Source organism: Lentzea sp. NPDC051838, from assembly GCF_040681245.1.
Lineage (GTDB): Bacteria > Actinomycetota > Actinomycetes > Mycobacteriales > Pseudonocardiaceae > Lentzea.
The window spans coordinates 73,900-96,702 of the sequence record NZ_JBFAYI010000032.1 but is presented as its reverse complement, the minus strand read 5'-3'; the positions used below and the strand labels follow the sequence as shown (position 1 = coordinate 96,702).

Genomic DNA, 22,803 nt, shown 5'->3' with positions numbered 1-22,803 from the left:
TCGACTTGACCCAACCCCTCTGGCGCGGCCAACGATCAGGCACGACTCGTGACGGGGCCCGCCGGAGCGCACGGAAAAGCAAGCTCGCCTTCGGCGTCGCCCCAAGCAGCTCGGCTTCGCCTTCGCCTCTTGTCCTAGTCCGGTACGTCTGCGCTGAAGTAGAGCGAGCCCAGGTCGCCCCTGGTCGCGATCAAGGCCTCGTTGCACTTCGACTGGCGGGCGTCGGTGCTGGAGATGTTGTCGACTTTTACGTCGGCGCATTTGTGGGCTTCGAAGTCGCCTACTGCGGTCATCAGGCGGGGGAGGACCTCGCTGACGTCCTCCTGGACGTGTTTGCCCTGGAGGGACTTGTCCAGTTTGCGGGTCATGGTGCTCACGCGGGCCACCCACGGGGCGCAGTCGGCTGGGGTGCCGGTGTGCTGGGAGCCGCACGGGGCCGTGAAGAGGGTGCGGATTTCGCCGCACTGGCGGTCGCAGGCTGCTGGGGCCTCGCCGCAACCCGTGGCCAACAGCATCAAGGAGATGACCAGGAGTGTGCGCTTGATCACGCAGCGCACGGTATCGGCTGAACGGTCTAGTGCCCAAGCTCGCTGAGTAGGGTTGGGGCGTGTCCGACACCCTTGATCTCTTTGCCGACCCGATTGAGCTGACTACCGCACTGGTGGATGTGCGCAGCGTGTCCGGGGAGGAGGCGGAGATCGCGGATCTTGTTGAGCGGTCGTTGGTGTTGCACGCGCCCCATTTGGAGATCACTCGATCGGGGAATGCTGTGTTGGCGCGGACGAACCTGGGGCGGGAGCGGCGGGTTGTGCTGGCCGGGCATTTGGACACCGTGCCGATCAACCAGAACTTTCCCAGTCGGCGTGAGGGCGAGATCTTGCACGGGTGCGGGACCGTCGACATGAAGGGCGGGGACGCGGTCATGTTGGCGATCGCGGCTCGTAGTGCTGAGGCGCGGCACGATCTGACGTTCGTCTTCTACGACTGCGAGGAGATCGAGGCCGAGCGCAACGGGCTCACGCGGATCGAGCGTGAGCTGAAGGAATGGCTGATGGGGGATCTCGCCATCGTGTGCGAGCCGTCCAACGGGACGGTTGAGGCCGGGTGTCAGGGCACGATGCGGATTGAGATCCGGACGAGCGGGAAGCGGGCCCACACGGCCAGGGCGTGGATGGGGAAGAACGCCATTCACGGGTTGGGTGAGGCGTTGCGGCGGCTGGAGGCGTACGTGCCGAGGCAGCCCGAGATCGACGGCTGCAAGTACCACGAGGGACTGCAGGCCGTGAAGATCAGCGGTGGCGTCGCGGGCAATGTTGTTCCGGATGAGGCCGTGCTGAGCATCAACCACAGGTTCGCCCCGGATCGGACTGTTGAGCAGGCGGAACAGCACCTGCGCGAGGTGTTCGAGGGGTTTGACGTCACCGTCACGGACTTCGCGGGCGGGGCGTTGCCCGGGCTGAACGCTCCTGCGGCGCGGGAGTTGGTGGAGGCTGCCGGTGGGGTGCCGGTGGCCAAGCTCGGGTGGACGGATGTCGCGAGGTTTGCCGCGTTGGGGATGCCTGCGGTGAATTTCGGGCCGGGGGATCCCACGTTGGCGCACACGCGGGAAGAGAACGTGCCGGTCCGTCAGATCACCGGGTGTTTCGACGTGCTTAAGCGATTTTTGCTTGCCTGATCACTAATATCTCAGTGTTGACTTCCTCCTCCTCGGGATCGGGGAGGAGTCCTACGGCTCGCGCCGAAGGGTTTTCTGCTTCGTCACCGTCCGCCCGCCCGGAGTGTTCCGTTGAGGTCTTACGTCGGCTCCACAGACTGTCACCGCCAGCCCGGCGGCCAGGATGTTGCGTGCCGCGTTCACGTCCCGGTCATGGATCGTGCCGCAGCCACAGGTCCACACGCGCACGCGCAACGGCATCGCCTCCGCGAGTGCGCCGCAGACCGAGCACAGCTTGGACGACGGGAACCAGCGATCAACCACGATCACGTCCCGCCCGTACCAGTCCGCTTTGTACTCCAGCAGTTGCCGGAACTGGCGCCAGCTCGCGTCGCTGATCGCGCGTGCGAGACGACGGTTGCCGACCATATTGGACACGGCCAGGTCCTCGATCACGAGCGTTTGGGTCTCACGCACGAGCCGAGTGGTGATTTTGTGCAGAAAGTCTGTGCGTCGATCGGCGATCCGGGCGTGCACACGGGCGACCTTGACGCGGGCCTTGTCCCGGTTGTTGCTGCCCTTCAGCTTGCGGTGCAAGGCCCGCTGCGCCCTGACCAGACGCTCTCGGTCGAGGCGTTCGTACCGCGGATTGCCGATCTTGTCCCCGGTCGACAGGACCAGCAGGTGATCGAGACCGGCATCGATGCCGACGACCGTGTCGGCGGCGGGCAAAGGCCGTACACCAGCGTCTTCGCACAGCAAGGACACGAACCAGCGCCCAGCTGCGTCCTGCGACACCGTCACCGTCGAGGGCACAGCCCCGTCGGGCAACGGCCGCGACCAGCGGATGTTCAGCGGCCCGGCCAGTTTCGCCAGCGTAAGCACTCCGTCACGCCATCGGAACGCCGACCGCGTGTACTCGGCGCTGGCACGCGACTTCTTCCGCGACTTGAATCGCGGATACCGGGCACGCTTGGCGAAGAAGTGGGAGAACGCTGCCTGCAAATGCCGCAACGCCTGCTGCAGCGGCACCGACGATACGTCGGCCAGAAAAGCCAGATCTTCCGTGCGCTTCCAGGTTGTCAGCAACGCAGATGTGGCGTTGTAGCCGATTCGTTCGCTGCGCTGCGTCCACGCCTCTGTCCGAGCTTGCAACGCCAGGTTGTACACCTTCCGAACACACCCGAACGTGCGCGAAAGCTCCGATGCCTGCGCCTCGGTCGGATAGAAGCGGTACCGAAATGCCCGCTTCACGTGCCCGTTCACGGTTCACAAACTACCAAACTACATTGCGCCCCAACGCGAACGGGTTGCGATCGCCGTGTTCTCAGGACAGTGAGCGCCGATCCGTGCAACCGCTCCGCAGCGGGCCGATTTCTCCCCGTCGTGAACGACGGGGTCTTCTCGGAGGTTTTTAGATGACGGAAGACAAGAACGGTGTTGTGGACGAGCGTCCCAAGGAGAAGATGCGCGGGCCGGTCGTGCTGCGGCGCGAGCGCCGGGACGAGTTGACCACCACGGACCAGCGGTTGCTGGATTCTCGTGGGCCCTCGGACTGGGTGCACACGGATCCGTGGCGGGTGTTGCGGATCCAGGCCGAGTTCGTCGAAGGCTTCGGGGCGCTCGCCGAGGTGCCCAGTGCGGTGACGGTGTTCGGGTCTGCGCGCACTGGGCGGGACCACCCCGAGTACCAGATCGGGCGGGACCTCGGGAAGGCGTTGGCCGAGGCCGGGTTCGCCGCCATCACGGGTGGTGGGCCCGGTGCGATGGAGGCTGTGAACAGAGGGTGTTCGGAGGCCGGTGGGTTCTCGATCGGGCTCGGGATCGAGCTGCCGTTCGAGCAGGGGCTGAACCCGTGGGTCGACCTCGGGGTGAACTTCCGGTACTTCTTCGTGCGCAAGACGATGTTCATCAAGTACTCGCAGGCGTTCATCTGCCTGCCGGGTGGCTTCGGCACGCTCGACGAGCTGTTCGAGGCGCTGACGTTGGTGCAGACCAAGAAGGTCACGAAGTTCCCGGTGGTGTTGTTCGGGAAGTCGTACTGGCAGGGGCTCTACGACTGGATCCAGAACTCGGTCCTCGAAGGTGGCAAGGTGGGGGAGAAGGACCTCGCGCTGCTGCACCTGACCGATGACATCGACGACGCGGTGCGCGTGGTCAAGGAAGCACACCAAGCATGGGCGGACGCTCACTGATGTACGTCGCTGTGTATTGCGGGAGCCTGTCGACGGTTCCGCGGAGTTACGTCGACCTCGCCGCCGAGGTGGGGCGCCAGATCGCCGCGCGCGGGTGGAACCTCGTGTGGGGTGGCGGGCAGACGTCGATGATGGGCGCGGTGGCGCGGGAGGCTCGTGCCGGTGGGGCGCACACGTACGGCGTGATTCCCCAGGGGCTCGCGACCAGGGAGATCGCGGACCGCGAGTCGACCGAGCTGCACGTCGTCGAGACGATGCGCGAGCGCAAGAAGATGATGGACGACAAGGCGGACGCGTTCCTGACGCTGCCCGGTGGCATCGGTACCGCCGAGGAGTTCTTCGAGGTGTGGACGGCGGGTGTGCTGGGCATGCACGCCAAGCCGGTCGTGCTGCTGGACGTGGACAACCACTACAAGGGACTCGTCGAGTGGCTGACCGAGTTGCGGGACAAGGGTTTCGTCTCGCACGCCGCGTTGAAGGGGCTCGTCGTCACGGACGACGTGTCAGTTGCTCTTGACGCTTGCGTCGTTTAGTCCCTTGGCCTGAGCGAGGATCTGGGTCTCCGGCAGGAGATCCGGCAGCGGGCGGTACGGCGTGGCCGTGACCTCGAACCGCTTGCCGGACACCACCCTGCCCTGCCAGGAGCCCGCGATCTCGCCGTCGACCAGGATCGCGCCGCGACGGCCCAGGATGCGGAAGATGTCCTTCTGGGCGGCCTTGTCGGGCAGCAGCAGGTCCCGGTCGCGGGCCTGCAGGTACGGGTCGGTCGGCGGGAGCAGGCGGACGTCCGGTGGTTCGGCGTCGGCGATGTCCAGGTCTTCCGGCAGCCACGCCTGCTGGCCTTCGACGGTCACCTCGATCAGGCCTTCCGAAGGCCACTGCTTCTTGACCTCGCGGGTGGTCGTGCCGAAGTAACTGGACACTTCGGACGGTCCCGCCGGGCCGTGCAGGGTCAGGTAGCGGTGCACCAGCTCGTGGAAACCGGCGGTCTTGCGCGGGACGCCCGGCCAGCCGTGGATCCGTTCGAACGTCACGGTCTTCTCGTCGGGGATGATCCGCAGACCGGCCGGCAGCGCGCCGAGCCGGAAGATCGGGTCGCTGACGTGCTCGGTCTGGCAGCCGCGGCAGGCTTCGACGGTCTGCCTGGGCGCCAACGGGGTCAGGGCCTTGCTCAGATCGCCCTTGGTCATCGGCTTGGTGACGATGGAGCGCATCGCCGTCGCGATGTGCCGCAGCGACGCCAGCATGTCCTCGACCTTCGGGCGGGCGGCGCGGGCCAGGGCGTCCTTGTCGCTCCACGGCCACAGCGCGCGGGAGAACGCCTTCAGCTCACCGGCGCGGTGCAGGTGGGGAGCGCCGCGCACGGACCAGGTGAGGGTGAAGTCCTCCACGGAGGGTTTGTCCAGGCGAGCCGCGAGACTCAGCACGGCCGAACCGGAGGTGTTGTCCTGGACGCCCAGGGACAACACCGCCAGCTCGGCCGCGTCACTGACCCGCCGGTCCAGCTCGTGCTGGTGGATCCGGTGGAAGAGCACCTGCTGCCGGGTGAGGTCCACCCGGACATTCTTACGCCTGTCCCACCCTCGGGCTCGACTGCGTCCGAGGTGAAGCGGGGTGTTGTTACGCCTTCGGCACCGTCAAGCTCGACGGTCCGAACGTGACGGTCGACCCGAGCGTCGACTCGGTGACATAGCGCGGGTCCACCGTGTCGATCACCAGTGCGAGCCGGTCACCCCTGTCGACGTCCCAGACCGTCGGTTCGAGCTCGACGTCGAGCGTCTGGGTGCGGCCGGCGCCGGTCACCTTGATCGGCTTGTGCGTGATCAGGGAACCCAGGCCGAGCGGGCCGACCTCGTACAGGTAGGCGAACAGCGTGGTGGTCTCCGCGCTGGGCGTCACCTGCAGCTTGAGCTTCGGCGTACCGGCGAGGGTCGCGCCGTTCGAGTACTGCGGTCCGCTCCACACGCCCGCGACGTTGCGGTCGACGAACGGCAGCGCCACCCCGGTCGGGATGTTGAAGAACCCTTGCAGCGCACCGGAGAGCAGGATCGTGCCGCTGTCGGCGACGGTGTTCCAGCCCGCGTAGATCTTCTTGCCGTCGAGCTGCAACGTGTCCGCGGCACCCGCCGGCCACGCGCCGAACTTCTTCCACGTGCCGCCGTTGTTGGGCTTGAGCTGCACGGGCTGTTCGTTCTCGATGCCGTTGGCTGAACCCTTGACGTAGCGGTCGAACCAGCGGCCGACCGACTCCCAGATCTCGTTGGGCAGACCGGCCGCGCCGAACAGTTCGGCGGTGGCGTGGTCACCCGGCGAGAGCATGAGTCGCTTCGGGCCGGTGAGCTTCGAGTAGAAGTCGGCGACCTGGCCCGGCGCGAAGATGCCGTCGTTCCAGGCGTTGCCGAGCATCACGGCGGTGCCGTTGGCGTTGATCTGCGAGATCTTCGAGGCTGCCGACCGGCCCGCGGAGATCGGCACGACCTCCCAGAACCGGCCGTCGCGATAGGCGTCCTCGGCTTCCTGGAGGACGGGTCCAGGACGTCCGGTGGCGTGGCCTGCCGCGAGCAGCACCTCGACGGCCTGCTTGTTCACGGTGTTGTTCGGGTAGAGCGACCGGGCCAGGTCGGTCCACGTGCTCATCGCGGCCACGGCCTTGATGCGCTTGTCGACGGCCGCGGCGAGAAGTGACTGCCCGGCGCCGTAGGAGATCCCGGCGACGCCGACCTTGGTGCCGTCGGCCTTCGCGTTGGCGATCGCCCAGTCGATGACCTTGCTGACGTCACCGACGGTGTCGGGGCCGGCGATGTCGATCTCGCCGCCGGAGTCCCAGAAGCCGCGGCTGGTGTAGCTCACCACGACGTAGCCGGACTCCTTGGCGAGCTTGGCCGCCGCGCCGACGTACTCGATGTTGGGCACCGCCCAGCTGGACGGCATCACGAGCAACGGGAAGGGGCCGTTGCCGATTCCGGTCGGTTCGACGACGAAGGCCTTCAGGGTGGTGCCACCGACGCCGGAGATCGACTTGTAGGAGATGGAGCTGCCGGGAGCCGCGTTGGCAGCCGGAGCACCCAGCAGGGTTGAGAGGAGTACCAGGACTGAAACAAGTGATCGTCGCACGCTGGTCCTCCTTGACCATGACGTAGATCACACAGGGTTGTTACTGGGGAGTAAACCGATTGCTACTGGCGGGTAGCAAGAGGCTGTGAGCCAGGTCACTGTTTTACGCTGGGTGGCGTGAACCGATTCCGCGTGACTGAGCTGCCGAAAGACCGGGTCCTGGTCGTTGCGCATCTGACCAGCGCGGACGCGTTGGGCCAGACCATTAACGACGGCGCGGACGTCGTTGAATTCGACGGCGAGCTGGAATTGTCATCGCTCACCGAAACGTTGGATGTGGTGACGATCCCCGCAGGGGATGAGGATTTCACGCTCGCGGCTGCCACAGTGGCTGCGATGTCCGGAGCACGCGCGATTCGTGCATCTGACGTGCGGCAGGCGAGGAAGGTCGTGGAGATGGTCGCGAGCGTGACGGGGACCCGTCCGCCTGCCCGAGCGGTGCGGGCGCTCGCCTGATGCTGCCCGCCGTCGAGGCCTGGTTCGCCACGCACACCTGGCAGCAGCCCGCTTGGACCGTTGACGAACTGGTGGCGTTGAAGCGCGGCCGGACCGTGTCCGTCGTGCTGCCCGCGTTGAACGAGGAAGCCACCGTCGGTGATGTGGTCTCGGTCGTGCGGCCGTTGCTCGGGACGCTCGTCGACGAGCTCGTGGTGATGGACTCCGGGTCGACCGACCGGACCGTCGAGGTGGCAACCGCAGCCGGGGCACGGGTGGTGCGGCGCGAGGAAGTCGTGCCGTGGCTTCCGCCGTTGCCCGGCAAGGGTGAGGTGCTGTGGCGGTCGTTGGCCGCTACTTCTGGGGATCTGATCGTTTTCTTGGACTCCGATCTGGTGGATCCGGAGACCGCGTTCGTGACGGCGTTGCTCGGGCCGTTGCTGGATGTTTCGGACGTGCACCTGGTGAAGGGGTTCTACCGGCGGCCGTTGCGGTTGGAGAGCTCCGGTGGCGGGCGGGTGACCGAGCTGGTGGCGCGGCCGTTGCTGAACACGTTGCGGCCGGAGCTTTCCGGTGTGGTGCAACCGCTCGGCGGCGAGTACGCGGCTACTCGGTCCTTTTTGGAGTCTGTGCCCTTCGCGGCCGGATATGGCGTGGAGATCGGGTTGTTGCTGGACGTGCACCGGATCTACGGGCTGTCCGCGTTGGCTCAGGTGAACCTGGGTGTGCGCAAGCACCGCAACCGGTCGTTGTTGCAGCTCGGCGTGATGTCCTCGCAGATCATGGGCACCGCGCTGGCCCGTTGTCAGGTGGAGTTCGACTCCGGGCCGCTCACGCAGTTCGTGCAGGTCGGTGGCGAGTGGCTACCCGACTCGACCGAGGTCCTCGTCGCGGATCGGCCCCCGATGGTGCACGTGGTCGAAGAGCGCTAGCTGCTCTTCGCGGTGCGTCACGACCAGCGCGGTGCCCTGGCAGTGGTCGAGGACCTTCTTCAGCACGCGGTCGGCCTGTTCCGGGTCGAGGCCTTCCGTCGGCTCGTCCATCAGCAGGACCTCCGGGTTCGCCAGCACCGACCTGGTGAGGATCAGGCGCTGGCGTTGGCCGCCGGAGATCTCCTCGCCGCGTTCGCCGACGACCTGGTCCCAGTCGAGGTCGAGCTCGGCGATGCTCGCGGCGTGGTCCAGTTCTTCCTGCGTGGCATCGGGTTTGGCCAGCAGGGCGTTGGTGCGGACCGTGGTGTGGAAGACGTGCGCGTCCGCGAGCGCGCCCTTGCTCGGTTCGAGGTCGTGGGCGATGGCGTTGAGCAGCGTGGTCTTGCCGATGCCGCTCGGGCCGACGATCGCCGTTTTGCCTTGAAGCGTCGGCGTTTCGGTGACGTAGGCGGGTTCTGGTTCGTCGGTGGGCTCTGGCGTCGGCTTGCTGAGCGCGGCGAGCGGGATGGTGATCTCGAACGTCGCGATGGCGGCCATGATCAGCCAGGCCGGGTCGTGCTGGGCGAGCATCAGGAGTGCCGTGCCGAACTGGACGGCGATCGCGAGCGGGGTCAGGTCACGGGTGCGTTCCTTGCGGGACAACGTCTTCGCGGTCCTGGTCGCGGCGGAGAGCTTCTCGTCGAAGAGGCCGTACGCGATGAGTTCTTCTTTGCTGTGCACCAGTTCAGTGGTTTGTTCGGTCAGCTTGGCGCGCAACGGGGTGAGGTCTTCCGGCTTGCGGATGGCTAGCCAGGGGAGCAGGGCCACGTTGATCAGCAGGCCGATCGCGAGCGGGAGTGAGAAGACCGCCATCACCGCGCTGACCAGGGCCGCGGTGATCCACGGCAGCGTGGTGCGGAGCTTGCCGTCGAGGTGCTGGTCGACGTTCGTGACGATGTGGGTCAGCGCCGTGCCGGACGGGATGTGCCTGCGGTTCACCAGGTCGTCGTAGACCTTCCCTCGGAGCTCGACAGCCTCGCTGAGCACGGCTTTGTGGCTGGTCAGGCGTTCGAGGTAGCGCAGCGCGCCCTTGGCCAGCGCGAGGGTGCGGACCGCGACGATCGCCACGGTCAGCGCCTCCATCGGCGGGTGCTCGGCGGCGCGCATGATCAGCCAGGTCGCCGTCGCGGTGAGGCCGACGCCGGCCAGTTCGGCGAGCACGCCGACGAGGACTGCGAGCTTCACACCGTCACCACCCTGTTGACCTCGTTGAGGAGCGTCGGCCGGTGCGCCACGATCACCGCGGTCCTGCCTTTCGTGAACTCGCGTGTTGCCTGGAGCACCAGCGCTTCCGTGTCCGCGTCGAGGTGCGCGGTCGGTTCGTCGAGCAGGAACAGCCCGGCTTGCTGCCGGTCGAGAGCATTGGCCAGCGCGACCCGTTGCTGTTCGCCGGACGAGAGGTTCGCGGGGACGAGCGTGGGGCGTTGCGGCACCCACGACAGCGCCTCCAGCCAGGCCTTCTGGTCGATCTCGCGCAGGTCGACGCCGCCGACGAGGACGCGGCCGTCGTCGGGCTGCACGAATCCCAGCAGCAGCCCCAGAATCGTGCTCTTCCCCGCGCCGCTTGGCCCGACCAGCGCAATGCGCTCTCCTGGTGTGATCGTGAGTGAGAAGTTCTTGAGACTGCGCACGCTCACGTTGTCGAACACGATCTCGGCGCGTGCGAGATCCGGTGGTGCCTGCCCGATGTTTTCGGTGTGAGCGGGGACTTTCGCGAGCACCTCGCGGCCCTGAGCGCTCGCGTGGTACTGCGCTCCGGCGGCTCGCAGCGGCAGAAACGCTTCCGGTGCGAGGAAAAGCACGAGCAGAGCGGTGAGCAGCGGCACTCCGCCGTCGAGCAGCCTGAGCCCGACCGGCACGGCGACCATCGCCACGGACAGCGTCGCGACCAGCTCCAGCACGAACGCCGACAGGAACGCGACTCGCAGCGCGGACATCGTCTCGGTCATGTGTTGTGCGGCGAGTTTCCGGACCGTCGTCGACTGCGCCTCGGCCCGCCCGAACGCCCGGAGCGTGCCGATTCCCTTGACCACGTCGAGGAAATGCCCGCCGAGAGTGGCCAGCGCGGCCCACTGGCGAGCGGTGCGCTCACGGGTGTGCGCTCCGACCAACGCACCGAAGATCGGGATCAACGGCAGCGTCAGCAGGATGGTCAGAGCGGCGGTGAGATCGGCGAACGCCAGTCGGATCACCACGGCCAACGGCACGACTACGGCCAGAACCTGTTGTGGCAGATAGCCGACGACGTACGGCGTCACGTCGTGCACGCCACGAGTGACCAGCGTGGCGACCTCGCCGGCTTTGTTCCCGGGTGAGCGCAGGAAGGCCTCGCGAAGGCGCGAGCGGGTGCGTTCGGCGGCGCGGTGAGCCATCGCGCGGTGCACCCACCACACGAGTACCCGCAGGCCGATGACCAGGCACAGCAACAGAAACCCGGTCCCACCGCTCAGCACCGACGCCAGGAGCTCGGCCTGAGCCAGTACCAGGAACGGGACGGGGATCAGCGCGAGGAGATGGCGACGATCGACCATTGCACCCACACCACCAACGGGATGATCGGGATCGCGACCCACGCGAGCAGGCCGAGCGTGTCCGAGTGGGCCATCAACCCACTGACGTCGATCGTGCTGAACGCGGCCGGGATCGGCAGCGCGCACAGTGCCGCGGTCCACGGGAACAACTTCCACTGCCGGGTCTGGAACACCCAGCCGTGAAAGGCGAACACGACCGGCATGAGGAGTGCGACGGGCCACGGCGCGTGCAGCAGGTGCGCGAGGAACAGGCCCCAGCCGACGGAGACCATGAGCGCGCCGGTGAACACCAGCCACGACCACAACCGCAGCTGCACCGCCGCCATGAACAGCACCAGCCCGGCCAGGACCAGTGTGAACACCGAATGCGCGCCGGACAGCAGTTCGCCTTCGAGCCGCGGGAACGCCGCGAACAACACCCCGATCGCGGCGACCAGCCACACCTCGTTGCCCAGGAAGAACGGTGTCATCCGTTGCAAGGCAACGTCTTTTCGCTGAAACGGCAGCAGCAACCCGGTGCCGTAGTCGAAGCCCGCCAACGCGAAGTACCCCGTCGTCAGCACGCCGAGCACGACCAGCCAGAGGAATTCCATCAGAGCGTCACCACCAACGGCGAAACGGGAGCGGGCGCGACATCGGGACCACGACGGACCGCACGTGCGATCAACGCCCAGTCGACGACGGTCAGCAGGATGAACAGGGACGTGAAAACGATGAGCGACAACAGGATCTGCGAGGCGTCCACATGGGACACGGCGTCCTCGGTCTTGAGCAGTCCGTAGACCAGCCACGGCTGCCGTCCGACCTCGCGGAACATCCACCCGAAGATCGCCGCCGTGAACGGCAGCGGAATGCCGATCACCATCAGGTACAGCAGCGGTCGCATCCGCAGGATCACCGTCCCGAACAGGAACGGCAGCGTCAGCCAGCTGACCGCGGCGAGCGTCATCCCGATCATGATCATGAACCCGAGCGGTGCCCCGATCCACGGTGCCGCCGAGTGCTTGCCCGGCTGGTACTGGGCGATGATCGGGAACTGCGCGAACCCAGCGCCCAGCAGCGACGGCGTGGCCAGCGCGGTGGTGATGACGCCCAGCCTCATCGACCGCTGGAAGAACTCGATCTCGGGCGTGCGTTTGATGAAGTGGTAGGCCGAAACGCCGGTCATGAACACGCCGCCGGCCGTGATCGACGCGAAGATCACGTGCATCAGCGCGGAGTTGAAGGTCGGGTTGGTCAGCAACGCGGAGAAGTCGTCCAGCCGCAACACGTTCCCGTCGATCCGGTAGCCGACGGGGTGCTGCAGGAACCCGTTCGCCGCCATGATCCAGAACGCCGACGCGTAGGCGGTCAACGCGGTCAGGTACAGCAGCGCGAGGTGGACCCAGCGGTTGAGCTTGCCCCAGCCGAAGATCCACAGGCCGAGGAACGTCGACTCCAGGAAGAACGCGATCAGCGTCTCCATCGCGAGCGGCGCCCCGAACACGTCGCCGGCGTAGGTCGCGAGGCCCGACCAGTTCAGCCCGAACTGGAACTCCATGACGATGCCGGTGACGATCCCCAGCGCGTAGTTGATCACGTAGATGCGGCCCCAGAACCGCGTCATCCGCTCGTGCACGGGCGCCCCGGTGATCGCGAACCTGGTCTGCATGATCACGAGCAGGGTGACCAGACCCAGCGTGAGCAGCACGAACAGGAAGTGGAACGACGTCGTCAACGCGAACTGGAGCCGGGCGAGGTCTGCTGCGCTCATGAGTAGGGAAGCTATATGTAGTGCGGCTACACATCGAGCCTTTTCGAGAGAGATCAGGGAGATCTCAGGGGCGTCTCAGGGGTTCCCGGAGGTGCCGTGATGAGTAGAGTCGCTACTCATGAAGCCCGACGCGCTGCGTGGTCATCTGGACGCGTTGCTGCTGGCGACGCTCGACGGCCGCGAGCTGCACGGTTACGCGATCATCGAGGCGTTGCAGCAGGGCAGCGGCGGCGCGCTCGACCTGCCGACGGGCACGGTCTACCCGGCGTTGCGCCGGCTGGAACGCGCCGGGCACGTGGTCAGCGACTGGAGCACGGTCGGTGGCCGCAAGCGCCGCACGTACAAGCTCACGCAGACGGGGCAGAAGGCGCTGCACGCCGAACGCACCGCGTGGCAGGAGTTCACGACGGTCATCGACGGGGTGCTGGGGGGTGACGGCAAGTGGGCACAGACGTGATCGAGCGCTACGTGACCGATCTCGGGTCGCGGTTGCAGGGCTCGAAGAAACAGGTGCGGGACCTGCTCACGGAGACGCGCGACAGCCTCACCGACGCGACCGAGGCGCACCTCGACCGCGGGCTGACCGAAGAAGAGGCGCGGGAGCGTGCCGTCGAGGAGTTCGGGCCCGTGCGCGAGATCGCGAACGAGTACCAGGCCGAGCTCGCCGTCGCGTACGGCACGCGCACGCTGATCTGGCTCGCGATCGTGCTGCCGTTGATGCACATGGCGTGGGAGTACGGCCGCATGCTGCTCATCGGTCCGTGGCAGGACTTCGGCGCGATGCCGCCGTCCTGGTACCTGTTCATCGCCAAGGCCAACGACCTGAGCAGCGGCATCGCGTCCGGGGTGGCGTTGGTGGCGTTGGTCCTGGGGCGCGTCCTGGCTCGCCGGTACGACACGAAACTGCTGGCCAAGATCGGTGCGACGGTCGCGATCGGCGCCGTCGGCGTGGTGCTGCTGGGCAACATCTCGATCATCGTCGCGACCGCGAGCGTCGACGCGTCCCGGCTGATGCAGTCGTTGCCGATGTCGATCGCGAGCCTGATCAGCTGGATCGTGATCATTCGACTCGGTCTGCTCGCTCGTCGCTGCCTGAGCTGTGCCACGATCGTCGCGTGACCAACGCCCTGATCTACCTGATCGTGATGGTGGCCGTCGCGGCAGTGGTGTTCCTGCTCGCGGCGTTGGTGTTCGGGCGCGGCGAGGAGCTCGCCCCGCTGCCGCCCGGCGCCTCGCCGACGCGGTTGCCGGCCGACGACATCACCGCGGAGGACGTCCGCGAGCTGAAGTTCCAGCAGGTGTTCCGCGGCTACAAGATGAGCGAGGTCGACTGGGTGCTGCGGCGGCTCGCGACCGAGGTCGAGACGCTGCGGGCGCGCGTCGAGGAGCTGGAGACCAGTGACCGAGCTTGAGCTGACGGTCGAGGTCGCCGCCCCGCCCGACACGATCTTCCGCGCGATGACCGACTGGGAACGCCAGTCGGAGTGGGTGTTCGGCACGCGGGTGTCGGTCGTGGCCGGTGACGGGAAGTCGGTCGGCAGCGAGATCGACGCGCGGACGTTCGGCGTCTCCGACCGGATGCGGATCACGCGCTGGGACCCGCCGCACGCCGTCGAGGTCGAGCACCTCGGGAAGGTCGTGAAGGGCACGGGCGTGTTCGCCGTGCGCGGCAGCCGTTTCGTGTGGACGGAGCGTCTCGACGTGCCGTTCTTCTACCCGTTGGTGAAGCCGTTGTTCGTGCTGATGCTGCGCCGGTCGTTGCAGCGCTTCGCCCGTTTCGCCGAGGAGTACCGGTGATCACGCGCTGCCCGTGGGGTGACTCGACTCCGGACTACGTGGACTACCACGACACCGAGTGGGGCGTGGAGCTGCACGGCACCAACGCGCTGTACGAGCGGATGACGCTGGAGGCGTTCCAGTCCGGTCTGTCGTGGATCACGATCCTGCGCAAGCGTCCCGCGTTCCGCTCGGCGTTCGGTGACTTCGACCCGAAGCTGGTGGCGGAGTTCGGGCCCGCCGACGTGGAAAGGCTCATGTCGGACGCGGGAATCGTGCGGAACCGGATGAAGATCGACGCGGCGATCCACAACGCTCGCGTGATCGTCTCCGAGGACGTGGATCTCGATGCGTTGTTGTGGTCGTTCGCACCGAAAGATCATGTCCGTCCGGCGACGTTCGCGGACGTTCCGGCCATCACCGACGAATCCAAGGCGATGGCCAAGGAACTGAAGCGTCGTGGCTTCAAGTTCCTCGGCCCCACCACGTGTTACGCGCTGATGCAGGCCACCGGGATGGTGGACGACCACATCGCGACGTGTTTCCGTGCGCGCTGATCCGGGTTACTTCCCGATGAACTTCGGCGCCCTCTTGTTCACAAAGGCGTCGACGGCTTCGCGGTGGTCTTCCGTGGCACCGCAGTCGGCCTGAGTCCGGCGCTCTGCCTCCAAAGCGTCTTCCAACGTGCCGTCCGCGGCCGCTGCCAGCGCTTCCTTGATCTTCGCGTACGCCGTCGTCGGCCCCTTGGCGAGCTTCGCGGCGAGCAGGTGCGCGGTCTCCAGCAGCTCCTCGTCCGGCACGACCTGGTTGACCATGCCGACCCGCAACGCCTCCTCGGCGCCGACCGGCTGGGCCAGCAGCATCATCTCCATCGCGCGCCCGTGCCCGATCAGCCGTGGGAGCGTGTACGACGCACCGGAGTCCGCGGTCAGTCCGACGTTCGCGAACGCCATCAGGAACTTCGCCGACTTGCCCGCGATGCGCAGGTCCGAGGCGTAGGCGAACGACGCGCCCGCACCGGCCGCGCTGCCGTTGACCGCGGCGATCACCGGCTTCGGCATGCCGATCAGCTCGCGCACGATGGGGTTGTAGTGCAGCTCAACGGTGTGCAGCGGCGCCGGGTCGCCGGCCTGCAGCAACCCGATGTGCTCCTTGAGGTCCTGACCCGCGCAGAACGCCTTGCCCGCACCCGTGATCACCACCGCGCGCACGTTCTCGTCCGCCGCCGCCTCCTTCAGCGCGGCGAGGAACGACTCCTTCAGCGCGATGGTGAAGGCGTTGAACGACTCGGGGCGGTTGAACGTGAACGTGCGCACACCATCGGCGTCGTCGACGAGGAGCTCGGACACTGGACCTCCATCAAGCAGTGGAAACGTTGCGAACCGGCCGCAGGCACTCGTCGACGAAACGACTCGTGCCCGGTGCCAGCCGCAGTGTCTGTTCGTCGAAGAACGACGCTGCCGCGTGCCCCGGCCAGTCCGGTGGCAACAGTTCAGCAGGAAGACCGGGATCGCGGAACAGGAACTTCCGCCACGCGTGCAGCAGCTGCTGTGACGCTGCGAACGCCGCCGCGTCGTCGGTTTCGTCCACAACGGACACCTGTGCCCGCCAGTGCGCGACGAAAGCGGCGTAATCGCGCCCGAGTTCGGCCAGGTCCCACGCCTTGGACGCCAGCTCGACGTCCGCACCGTCGTGTGAACCGTGAAAAGTTCGTGCTTGTACTTCCTCGGCCGCGAGCACATCGGCGAGTTCCGGGGACGGCCGGGGAGCGATCCACGTCACAGGACCGAGTGCGCCGTACCCGAGCAGTTGCAGCTCAGACGCCAGGTGATCGCGCGAGTCGCGGCCCGGCATCTCCTCCAGCACCACCACGTGCCAGCGACCGTCCCACGTGGACGGCCCTGTCCGGTAGATGCGGGCGGCGGCCTCGTCGAGCCTTCGTTCCCCGCGAGGTGTCATCGCGTAACCCGGCCCGTCGGGCAGTCTCGTCGGCTGCAACCAGCCCTGCCTGACCGTCCGGGAAACAGCGGTGCGCACGGCCGGCGCGGCGAATCCGAGCGGTTCCAGCAGCCGGACGAGGGCAGCGATCGTGGCGGCACCACCGCGTTCGCGCAGGTGGCCGCCGTAGACGTCGAAGAGCGCGGAACGGGCTCGCACCCGGCCCATCCTGTCACGCCATGCCCATCCGTGCCGAAACTGTTGTGTTGTCGTGAAAACGGCTAGTGATCAGGTGTAAAGCAAGATCAACAAATGTCACCCGAACTCGCCAAAAGATCGGTTCGGTTTCGCCCCTGAGTCGCGATAGGGGAGAATGGAGCAGATCCGGCCTGGCCGGACGGGGAAGATGTTGACGGAGGGAGCACGCGATGGCGGCCATGAAGCCCCGGACCGGCGACGGTCCCCTCGAGGTCACCAAGGAGGGACGCGGCATCGTCATGCGCGTGCCGCTCGAGGGTGGTGGGCGCCTTGTCGTCGAGATGTCGGCGGACGAGGCCAGCGCCTTGGGCGACGCGCTGAAGGCCGCCGCCGGCTGAGGCACCCGGCGAGGAAGCACGAGAAGAGCCCCGGTTTCCACTGTGTTCCATAGTGGAGGCCGGGGCATCGCTTCGTTCGGTGGTGGTGTTGACTGAACGGTCGTCAATGCAACAGGTGGAGGGTCAGTCGTGGGGTCGACGGTTCCGTCAGTGCCAACCAAGCTCGTGGACGTCGAGGTGGCCACCACCTCGCGCCGCAACGTTCCGGCTGTCGTGCTCGCGGCCACCGGACCGGCGCTGGGGCCGGGTGGCGACGGCATCGACGTCTCCGACCTGACGGGCAAGGCCGGTGAGACGGTCCGGCACGACGACGTCTGGACCCTCGGTGTCGGCACCGGCACCCACAGCGACTACCGCACGGCCGGTGCTGCCCTGGTGCGCGCGCTGAGCGGTGAAGACGCTCCCAAGAGCGCCGATGTCCTGCTCACGCCGGACTTCGACGCGGACAAGGTCCGCGCGTTCGTGCTGGGCGCGGCACTCGGCGGCTACCGCTTCAAGGTCACCGGTGAGGACGGCCCGAAGCGCGTCGGTTCGTTGCGGCTCGTGAGCCAGGACACCGGGTTCGAAGAGGTGCTGACGTCGGCCGCGCTGAAGGCTCACGCGCTGGCCACCGCCACCTCGCTCGCCCGTGATCTCGCCAACACCCCGTCCAACGTCAAGGACCCGCGCTGGCTCGCCACCACGGCCGCCAAGCTCGCGGACAAGATCGACGGACTGTCCGCCACCGTGCGCGACGAGAAGTGGCTGCAGCAGCAGGGCTTCGGCGGCGTGCTCGCGGTCGGCGGTGGGTCCGCACGCCCGCCGCGGTTCCTGGAGCTGACGTACGGGACGACCGGCCCGCACCTGGTCTTCATCGGCAAGGGCATCACGTTCGACACCGGCGGCATCTCGGTGAAGCCCGCCGACGGCATGCACCTGATGCGCACCGACATGGCCGGTGGTGGCGCGGTGATCTCCGCGCTGATGGCCGTCGCGCGCCGGCAACTGCCGATCAGGGTCACCGGGCTCGTGCCGTGTGCGGAGAACCACGTCAGCGGCTCTGCGTACCGGCCGGGCGACGTCGTGCGGCACTACGGCGGCGCGACCACCGAGGTGCAGAACACCGACGCCGAGGGCCGCATGGTGCTGGCGGACGCGATGGCGTACGCCGTGAAGAACCTCAAGCCGGACCTGATCGTCGACGTCGCGACGCTGACCGGTGCCATGAAGGTGTCGCTCGGCCTGCGCACGGGTGCCGTGTTCACCTCGGACGACGAGATCGCTCGGAGCGTGATCGACGCGGGCGTGAACGTCGGCGAGAAGTGGTGGCGGATGCCGCTGCTGGAGGAGCACGTCGCGGCCGTCGCCAGCGAGATCGCGGACTACAAGCAGTGCCCGCCCGGCCCCGGTGGCATCACGGCGGCGCTGTTCCTGCAGAAGTTCGCAGGTCAGGTGCCGTGGGCGCACCTCGACATCGCGGGTCCCGCGCGGTCGGAGAAGGTCTACGACGAGGTCGTCGCGGGCGCCACGGGCTTCGGTGCGCGCACGCTGATCGAACTTGCTGAAAAATATTCGCGTTAGTACCTACGAACGGCCGATACGAGACGGCGACGTTCCCTGCATGATGTGAGCGCCTTCACAACGTCGTAGAGGAGCGCTCGTGTTACTCCGCCTCGCTCTCGCCGCCTCGCTGGTAGTAGCGGCGATGACCCCTGCCACGGCGGCCGGTCCCTGGTGGGAACCGGTCGCGAGGCCCGCGCTGGACTCGCAGATCAACGTCACCGGTGAGCCGTTCAAGGGCACCGACGGCGCCGGGAAGGTGCGCGGGTTCGTCGACGCGCACAACCACCTGATGACCAACGAGGCGTTCGGTGGCCGGCTGATCTGCGGCGAGGAGTTCAACGAGCAGGGCGCGGCAGCCGCGTTGAAGGACTGCCCCGAGCACTACCCGGCTGGGCTCGGCGCGTTGTTCGAGGCGATCGTCACCAACGACTTCGACGGCCACGACCCGGTGGGCTGGCCGACGTTCAAGGACTGGCCGTCGTACAAGACGGTGTCGCACCAGCAGAACTACTACGCCTGGCTGGAACGGGCCTGGCGCGGCGGGCAGCGCGTGCTGGTCCAGGACCTCACCAGCAACGCGACGCTGTGCGTGATCTACCCGTTCAAGGACAAGCCCTGTGACGAGATGGCGTCCGTGAAGCTGCAGGCCAAGCGGACCTACGAGCTGCAGGCGTTCATCGACAAGATGTTCGGCGGCGAGGGCAAGGGCTGGTTCCGCATCGTCACGTCGTCCGAGCAGGCGCGGGACGTGATCAAGCAGGGCAAGCTCGCCGTGATCCTCGGCATCGAGACCTCTGAGCTGTTCGGCTGCCGGCAGCTGCTCGACCTCCCGTTGTGCGGCAAGGGCGACATCGACCGCGGCCTCGACGAGGTCTACGCGCTCGGCGTGCGCAGTGCGTTCCTGTGCCACAAGTTCGACAACGCGCTGTGCGGCGTGAGGTTCGACTCCGGCGTGCAGGGCGGCGTGCTCAACGCGGGTCAGTTCCTGCGCACCGGCACGTGGTGGAAGACCGAGGAGTGCAAGGGCCCGCAGCAGGACAACCCGATCGGCACCGCCGGCCCGAACGCGTTGATCCCGGCGAGTGCCGTCGCGCCTCAGTACGACCCGGCGAAGCGCTGCAACGTGCGCGGCCTGACGTCGCTCGGCGAGTACGCGGTGCAGGGCATGATGAAGCGCCACATGATGATCGAGATCGATCACATGAGCGTGAAGGCCGCCGGCCGCACGCTGGAGCTGGCCGCGCAGAAGAAGTACCCCGGCATCGTGTCGAGCCACTCCTGGATGGACTCGCTGTGGACCGAGAAGGTCTACCAGCTCGGCGGGTTCGTGGCGGGCTACGAGAACGACCCCGGCGGTTACGTCTCGCAGGCGGCCGCGGCGGAACCGTTGCGGCGCAAGTACGACGTGGGCATCGGGTTCGGTTCCGACTACAACGGCGTGGGCTCGCACCCGGACCCGCAGACCGGCGTGACCTACCCGTTCCGCACCTACCCGGACGGTCCGCTGGTCGACCGGCAGCGCACGGGCGACAAGGTCTGGGACATCAACGTCGACGGCGGTGCGCACATCGGTCTGCTGCCGGACTGGATCGAGAGGGTCCGTCAGCTCGGCGGTGACCAGCTCGTCCAGGACATGCTGGGTGGCGCCGAGTCGTACCTGCGGATGTGGTCCGGGGTTCAGCGCTGGGGAGCGTGAGTCCGCAGGGCGTGATCGCGGAAAGCGCGAACCGCGGGCGGCAACGGGCGGTCCTTCAACCAGGCCAGCCCGAACACCCGGCTCGCCCGCGGTGCCAGCGGTAGTTCTCGAAGGCCGGCAGGCGGTGTGGTCTCGGCGTGCGTGAGCAGCGCGACGCCGAGACCCGCTGCCACCAGGCCGCGCACCGTCTCGATCTCCTGGCTCTCGAAGGCGATCTTCGGCGAAATTCCGGCAGCCGCGAACATGTCGTCGGTGATCTGCCGCAAGCCGTAGCCGTGTTCCAGGATGATCAGTTCCTCGTGCTCCAAGTCCTTGAGCCGCACGGTCTTTCGCGTTGCCAGCCGGTGTCCGGACGGGACGACGACGATCAGTTCCTGTTCGAACAGGACAGCCGACTCGAACTCCGGCCCCTCCGGTGGCGGCGCGACCAGAGCGAGGTCGATCTCGCCCTGCAACAGCTTCTCGACCACCGTGTAGCGCGCGTTCTGGACCAGGCCGAACCGCACGTGTGGATGTTCCGCGCGGAAACCGCGCACCAGCTCCGGCACCAGTGAGCGGCCGAGCATGTGCAGGAATCCCAGCACCACACGGCCTTTCTCCGGGTCGAGCTCCTCTTCCACCGCGCGCAGACCGGGTTCCAGTGCGGCCAACGACCGGGTGGCGGCCTCGGCGAGAAGCCTGCCGGCGCGGGTCAGACGCACCCGGCGGCCGGTCTTCACGATGATCGGCGAGCCGAGCTGCTCGCCGATCTCCGCGAGCCAGCGGCTGACCGTCGGCTGGGGAAGCCCGACGCGTTCTGCGACGCGGGTCACGTGCTCGTCGGCGGCAAGCGCTTTCAGCACCGCCAGCTTCGGGGCCAGCTCCAATTCATCCACGAATTGATTCTGACGCATTTCCGTATTGGACGTATGGCTTAGCGTCGAATGCGTGAACAGGTTGACCGCGTCCATCGCCGCGTCCGGGCTCGCGTGTTTCGCGTTGCTGTACGCGCCGCAGCCGGTGTTGCCGCAAATCGCCGCGGAGTACGGGCTGGGGCCGGGCGGCGCGTCGCTCGCGATGTCCGCCGCCACGCTGGCGTTGGCCGTCGTGGTCGTGCCGATCGCGATGCTGTCCGAACGCGTCGGACGCCGGCCGGTGATCGTGATCAGCGTGCTGCTGGCGGGCCTGCTCGGCGTCGTGCTGCCGTTGGCGCCCAACTACGACGTCTTCCTGGTGCTGCGGGTGCTGCAGGGCGTTGCGGCGGCCGGGGTTCCCGCGGCGTCGATGGCCTACCTCGCGGACGAGCTGGACAAGAAGAAGCTCGGTGCCGCGATGGGCGCCATGATCGCGGGCAACAGCGTCGGTGGCATGGTCGGCCGCCTGTTCTCCGGCATGACCGTCGACTGGCTGGGCTGGCGCGCGTCGATCCTGCTCAGCGGAGTCGTGGGGCTGGTGGCGGCACTGGTCGTCGTGTTCTTCCTGCCGCGGGCTCAGGCGGCGCCGAAGCGGGCGCCTCGCGGGATGAAGGCGGCGGTGCAGGACCCGGTGCTGCTCTCGCTGTACGGGGTCGCGGTGCTGCTGGTCGGCGCGTTCATCTCGTTCTACAACGTCGCGGGCTTCCAGCTCACCGGTCCGTCGTGGCTCGAGTCGCTGGTGTTCCTCTTCTACCTGTTCGGCAGCACGTCGGCGGCGTTCGCCGGCAGGCTGTCCGACCGGCTGGGACGCGGGCGCGTGCTGCTCATGACCATCGGCGTGGTTGCGGTGGGCACGCTGGCGAGCCTGCTGTGGGTGCCGCTCGGCCTGGCGATCGTCACCGCCGGGTTCTTCGCCTCGCACGCCATCGCGAGCAGCTGGGTCGGCGCGCGTGCCCCGTCGCACGCCCGCGGCCAGGCGTCCGGGCTGTACCTCGCGGGGTTCTACGTGGGCAGCAGCATCGGTGGCACGTCCGGCAGCACCGCGTACGGCGAGTGGGGCTGGGGCGGGCTCGTGCTGGTGATCCTCGGCTGGCTGGCCCTGGCCGTGATGCTCGTTCAGAACTCCAACGCGAGGGTGATGCGCGAGTCGACCGGCGAGATCAGCTGCTTGCCCAGCCTCGGCAGCTCCGCGGTGCCCTCGTTGAGGCCGACCGAGACCGAGCGGGTGTCCGCCGGCACCTCGACGACGATCGCGAACGGCAGCGGGCCGCCGTCGTAGCGGGCGCCGACCTGCCTCGCGGTCGAGCCGTCCGGCAGCTGCACGGAGATCAGGTCCTTGGTGACGTTGCCGCCCGCGGTGTCGGGCAGGTCGCCGGTGGCCTCCATGCGGATCTCCAGCAGCGCCTTGTCCGGTGCGGAGATGGTCGCGAGGTCGTACTGGCTCTCGCCGAGCTTGACCGGGCGCTGCCTGCCGAGCTTCACGCCGGTGATCTTCATGCCCATCGCGTTGCCGCCGAAGCGGAGCCTCTGGGTCTTCTCGTCGAAGTGGTTCGGGGAGGCGGCGCGCTGCAGCACCTTCGGCGCGTTGTCGGTGCGCTTGCCGGTCGGGATCTCGACCTTCTGCTCCAGCGACTTGGCGCCGAGCGAGCCCAGCGCCAGCGTCTCGGTGCCCTCCTGCGGGTCCGGCACGGTGTAGACGACGAACACCG

At 67.5% G+C, this 22,803-nt stretch carries 25 protein-coding genes; 14 read left to right on the top strand and 11 right to left on the bottom strand.

Annotated elements, in window-relative coordinates:
• Positions 1-134 precede the first annotated feature (134 nt).
• Positions 135-548, bottom strand: coding sequence for a hypothetical protein (locus AB0M24_RS40165; protein WP_363778984.1), 414 nt, complete (start codon positions 546-548; stop codon positions 135-137).
• Between the two features lie 59 nt (positions 549-607).
• Here AB0M24_RS40165 and dapE point away from each other — a divergent pair, with 59 nt between their 5' ends.
• Positions 608-1,675, top strand: coding sequence for a succinyl-diaminopimelate desuccinylase (gene dapE / locus AB0M24_RS40160; RefSeq protein WP_363778982.1), 1,068 nt, complete (start codon positions 608-610; stop codon positions 1,673-1,675).
• 51 nt (positions 1,676-1,726) lie between these two features.
• Here the strand turns inward: dapE and AB0M24_RS40155 are convergent, their stop codons facing one another.
• Complete coding sequence (locus tag AB0M24_RS40155; RefSeq protein WP_363778980.1) at positions 1,727-2,920, bottom strand: RNA-guided endonuclease TnpB family protein; 1,194 nt, start codon at positions 2,918-2,920, stop codon at positions 1,727-1,729.
• Positions 2,921-3,072: 152 nt separating this feature from the next.
• Between AB0M24_RS40155 and AB0M24_RS40150 the strand changes: the two genes are divergently transcribed.
• The gene (locus tag AB0M24_RS40150) at positions 3,073-3,849 is read left to right on the top strand and encodes a TIGR00730 family Rossman fold protein (protein ID WP_363778978.1); all 777 of its coding nucleotides are present in this window, start codon (positions 3,073-3,075) and stop codon (positions 3,847-3,849) included.
• Positions 3,849-4,382, top strand: coding sequence for a TIGR00730 family Rossman fold protein (locus AB0M24_RS40145; protein WP_363778976.1), 534 nt, complete (start codon positions 3,849-3,851; stop codon positions 4,380-4,382). The genes AB0M24_RS40150 and AB0M24_RS40145 overlap by 1 nt, the downstream gene beginning before the upstream one ends.
• On the opposite strand, the gene AB0M24_RS40140 is transcribed toward AB0M24_RS40145, so the two are convergent.
• On the bottom strand, positions 4,353-5,405 hold the full coding sequence (locus tag AB0M24_RS40140) for a winged helix DNA-binding domain-containing protein (RefSeq protein ID WP_363778974.1): 1,053 nt from the start codon (positions 5,403-5,405) through the stop codon (positions 4,353-4,355). The genes AB0M24_RS40145 and AB0M24_RS40140 overlap by 30 nt on opposite strands.
• A 64-nt stretch (positions 5,406-5,469) precedes the next feature.
• On the bottom strand, positions 5,470-6,963 hold the full coding sequence (locus AB0M24_RS40135) for a CocE/NonD family hydrolase (RefSeq protein ID WP_363778972.1): 1,494 nt from the start codon (positions 6,961-6,963) through the stop codon (positions 5,470-5,472).
• Positions 6,964-7,080: 117 nt separating this feature from the next.
• Between AB0M24_RS40135 and AB0M24_RS40130 the strand changes: the two genes are divergently transcribed.
• Positions 7,081-7,419 carry a hypothetical protein gene (locus AB0M24_RS40130; protein WP_363778970.1) on the top strand — a complete coding sequence of 113 codons (339 nt, stop codon included), beginning with the start codon at positions 7,081-7,083 and terminating at the stop codon, positions 7,417-7,419.
• Complete coding sequence (locus tag AB0M24_RS40125; protein WP_363778968.1) at positions 7,419-8,330, top strand: glucosyl-3-phosphoglycerate synthase; 912 nt, start codon at positions 7,419-7,421, stop codon at positions 8,328-8,330. The genes AB0M24_RS40130 and AB0M24_RS40125 overlap by 1 nt, the downstream gene beginning before the upstream one ends.
• Here the strand turns inward: AB0M24_RS40125 and AB0M24_RS40120 are convergent.
• From AB0M24_RS40120 to AB0M24_RS40105, 4 genes are read right to left on the bottom strand one after another with little or no spacing between them, the layout of a single operon-like run.
• Positions 8,262-9,554 carry an ATP-binding cassette domain-containing protein gene (locus AB0M24_RS40120; protein ID WP_363778966.1) on the bottom strand — a complete coding sequence of 431 codons (1,293 nt, stop codon included), beginning with the start codon at positions 9,552-9,554 and terminating at the stop codon, positions 8,262-8,264. The two genes, AB0M24_RS40125 and AB0M24_RS40120, sit on opposite strands and share 69 nt — an antisense overlap.
• Positions 9,551-10,900 carry an ATP-binding cassette domain-containing protein gene (locus AB0M24_RS40115; RefSeq protein ID WP_363778964.1) on the bottom strand — a complete coding sequence of 450 codons (1,350 nt, stop codon included), beginning with the start codon at positions 10,898-10,900 and terminating at the stop codon, positions 9,551-9,553. Before AB0M24_RS40115 ends, AB0M24_RS40120 begins: the two co-directional genes overlap by 4 nt.
• A complete protein-coding gene (locus AB0M24_RS40110) occupies positions 10,870-11,493 on the bottom strand; it encodes a cytochrome d ubiquinol oxidase subunit II (protein ID WP_363778962.1) in 624 nt (207 codons plus the stop codon). The genes AB0M24_RS40115 and AB0M24_RS40110 overlap by 31 nt, the downstream gene beginning before the upstream one ends.
• The gene (locus AB0M24_RS40105) at positions 11,493-12,653 is read right to left on the bottom strand and encodes a cytochrome ubiquinol oxidase subunit I (protein ID WP_363778960.1); all 1,161 of its coding nucleotides are present in this window, start codon (positions 12,651-12,653) and stop codon (positions 11,493-11,495) included. The genes AB0M24_RS40110 and AB0M24_RS40105 overlap by 1 nt, the downstream gene beginning before the upstream one ends.
• A 118-nt stretch (positions 12,654-12,771) precedes the next feature.
• On the opposite strand from AB0M24_RS40105, the gene AB0M24_RS40100 reads away from it, so the two are divergent.
• From AB0M24_RS40100 to AB0M24_RS40080, 5 genes are read left to right on the top strand one after another with little or no spacing between them, the layout of a single operon-like run.
• The gene (locus AB0M24_RS40100) at positions 12,772-13,110 is read left to right on the top strand and encodes a helix-turn-helix transcriptional regulator (protein ID WP_363778958.1); all 339 of its coding nucleotides are present in this window, start codon (positions 12,772-12,774) and stop codon (positions 13,108-13,110) included.
• Positions 13,095-13,772, top strand: coding sequence for a permease prefix domain 1-containing protein (locus AB0M24_RS40095; protein WP_363778956.1), 678 nt, complete (start codon positions 13,095-13,097; stop codon positions 13,770-13,772). The genes AB0M24_RS40100 and AB0M24_RS40095 overlap by 16 nt, the downstream gene beginning before the upstream one ends.
• Positions 13,769-14,065 (top strand): DivIVA domain-containing protein, encoded by a 297-nt coding sequence (locus AB0M24_RS40090; RefSeq protein ID WP_363778954.1) that lies wholly within the window; start codon positions 13,769-13,771, stop codon positions 14,063-14,065. Before AB0M24_RS40095 ends, AB0M24_RS40090 begins: the two co-directional genes overlap by 4 nt.
• Complete coding sequence (locus AB0M24_RS40085) at positions 14,052-14,450, top strand: SRPBCC family protein (protein ID WP_363778952.1); 399 nt, start codon at positions 14,052-14,054, stop codon at positions 14,448-14,450. Before AB0M24_RS40090 ends, AB0M24_RS40085 begins: the two co-directional genes overlap by 14 nt.
• On the top strand, positions 14,450-14,986 hold the full coding sequence (locus tag AB0M24_RS40080; protein WP_363778989.1) for a DNA-3-methyladenine glycosylase I: 537 nt from the start codon (positions 14,450-14,452) through the stop codon (positions 14,984-14,986). Before AB0M24_RS40085 ends, AB0M24_RS40080 begins: the two co-directional genes overlap by 1 nt.
• Before the next feature lie 6 nt (positions 14,987-14,992).
• Here the strand turns inward: AB0M24_RS40080 and AB0M24_RS40075 are convergent, their stop codons facing one another.
• Together AB0M24_RS40075 and AB0M24_RS40070 are read right to left on the bottom strand one after the other, a co-directional pair.
• Positions 14,993-15,778 (bottom strand): enoyl-CoA hydratase-related protein, encoded by a 786-nt coding sequence (locus AB0M24_RS40075; RefSeq protein ID WP_363778950.1) that lies wholly within the window; start codon positions 15,776-15,778, stop codon positions 14,993-14,995.
• Positions 15,779-15,788: 10 nt separating this feature from the next.
• Positions 15,789-16,586, bottom strand: a complete 798-nt coding sequence (locus tag AB0M24_RS40070; protein WP_363778948.1) for a PaaX family transcriptional regulator C-terminal domain-containing protein — start codon at positions 16,584-16,586, stop codon at positions 15,789-15,791.
• Positions 16,587-16,795: 209 nt separating this feature from the next.
• Between AB0M24_RS40070 and AB0M24_RS40065 the strand changes: the two genes are divergently transcribed.
• The 3 genes from AB0M24_RS40065 to AB0M24_RS40055 all read left to right on the top strand — a co-directional run bounded on the left by AB0M24_RS40065 (position 16,796) and on the right by AB0M24_RS40055 (position 20,201).
• Positions 16,796-16,963: a DUF3117 domain-containing protein gene (locus AB0M24_RS40065; protein WP_065914675.1), complete on the top strand. Its 168-nt coding sequence runs from the start codon at positions 16,796-16,798 to the stop codon at positions 16,961-16,963.
• A gap of 150 nt (positions 16,964-17,113) precedes the next feature.
• Positions 17,114-18,523: a leucyl aminopeptidase family protein gene (locus AB0M24_RS40060; RefSeq protein ID WP_363778946.1), complete on the top strand. Its 1,410-nt coding sequence runs from the start codon at positions 17,114-17,116 to the stop codon at positions 18,521-18,523.
• 79 nt (positions 18,524-18,602) lie between these two features.
• Positions 18,603-20,201: a hypothetical protein gene (locus tag AB0M24_RS40055; RefSeq protein ID WP_363778944.1), complete on the top strand. Its 1,599-nt coding sequence runs from the start codon at positions 18,603-18,605 to the stop codon at positions 20,199-20,201.
• Here AB0M24_RS40055 and AB0M24_RS40050 read toward each other — a convergent pair.
• Positions 20,183-21,076, bottom strand: coding sequence for a LysR family transcriptional regulator (locus AB0M24_RS40050; RefSeq protein WP_363778942.1), 894 nt, complete (start codon positions 21,074-21,076; stop codon positions 20,183-20,185). The genes AB0M24_RS40055 and AB0M24_RS40050 overlap by 19 nt on opposite strands.
• Before the next feature lie 52 nt (positions 21,077-21,128).
• Here AB0M24_RS40050 and AB0M24_RS40045 point away from each other — a divergent pair, with 52 nt between their 5' ends.
• Positions 21,129-22,373 carry an MFS transporter gene (locus tag AB0M24_RS40045; RefSeq protein ID WP_363778940.1) on the top strand — a complete coding sequence of 415 codons (1,245 nt, stop codon included), beginning with the start codon at positions 21,129-21,131 and terminating at the stop codon, positions 22,371-22,373.
• The last annotated feature ends 430 nt before the right edge of the window (positions 22,374-22,803 follow it).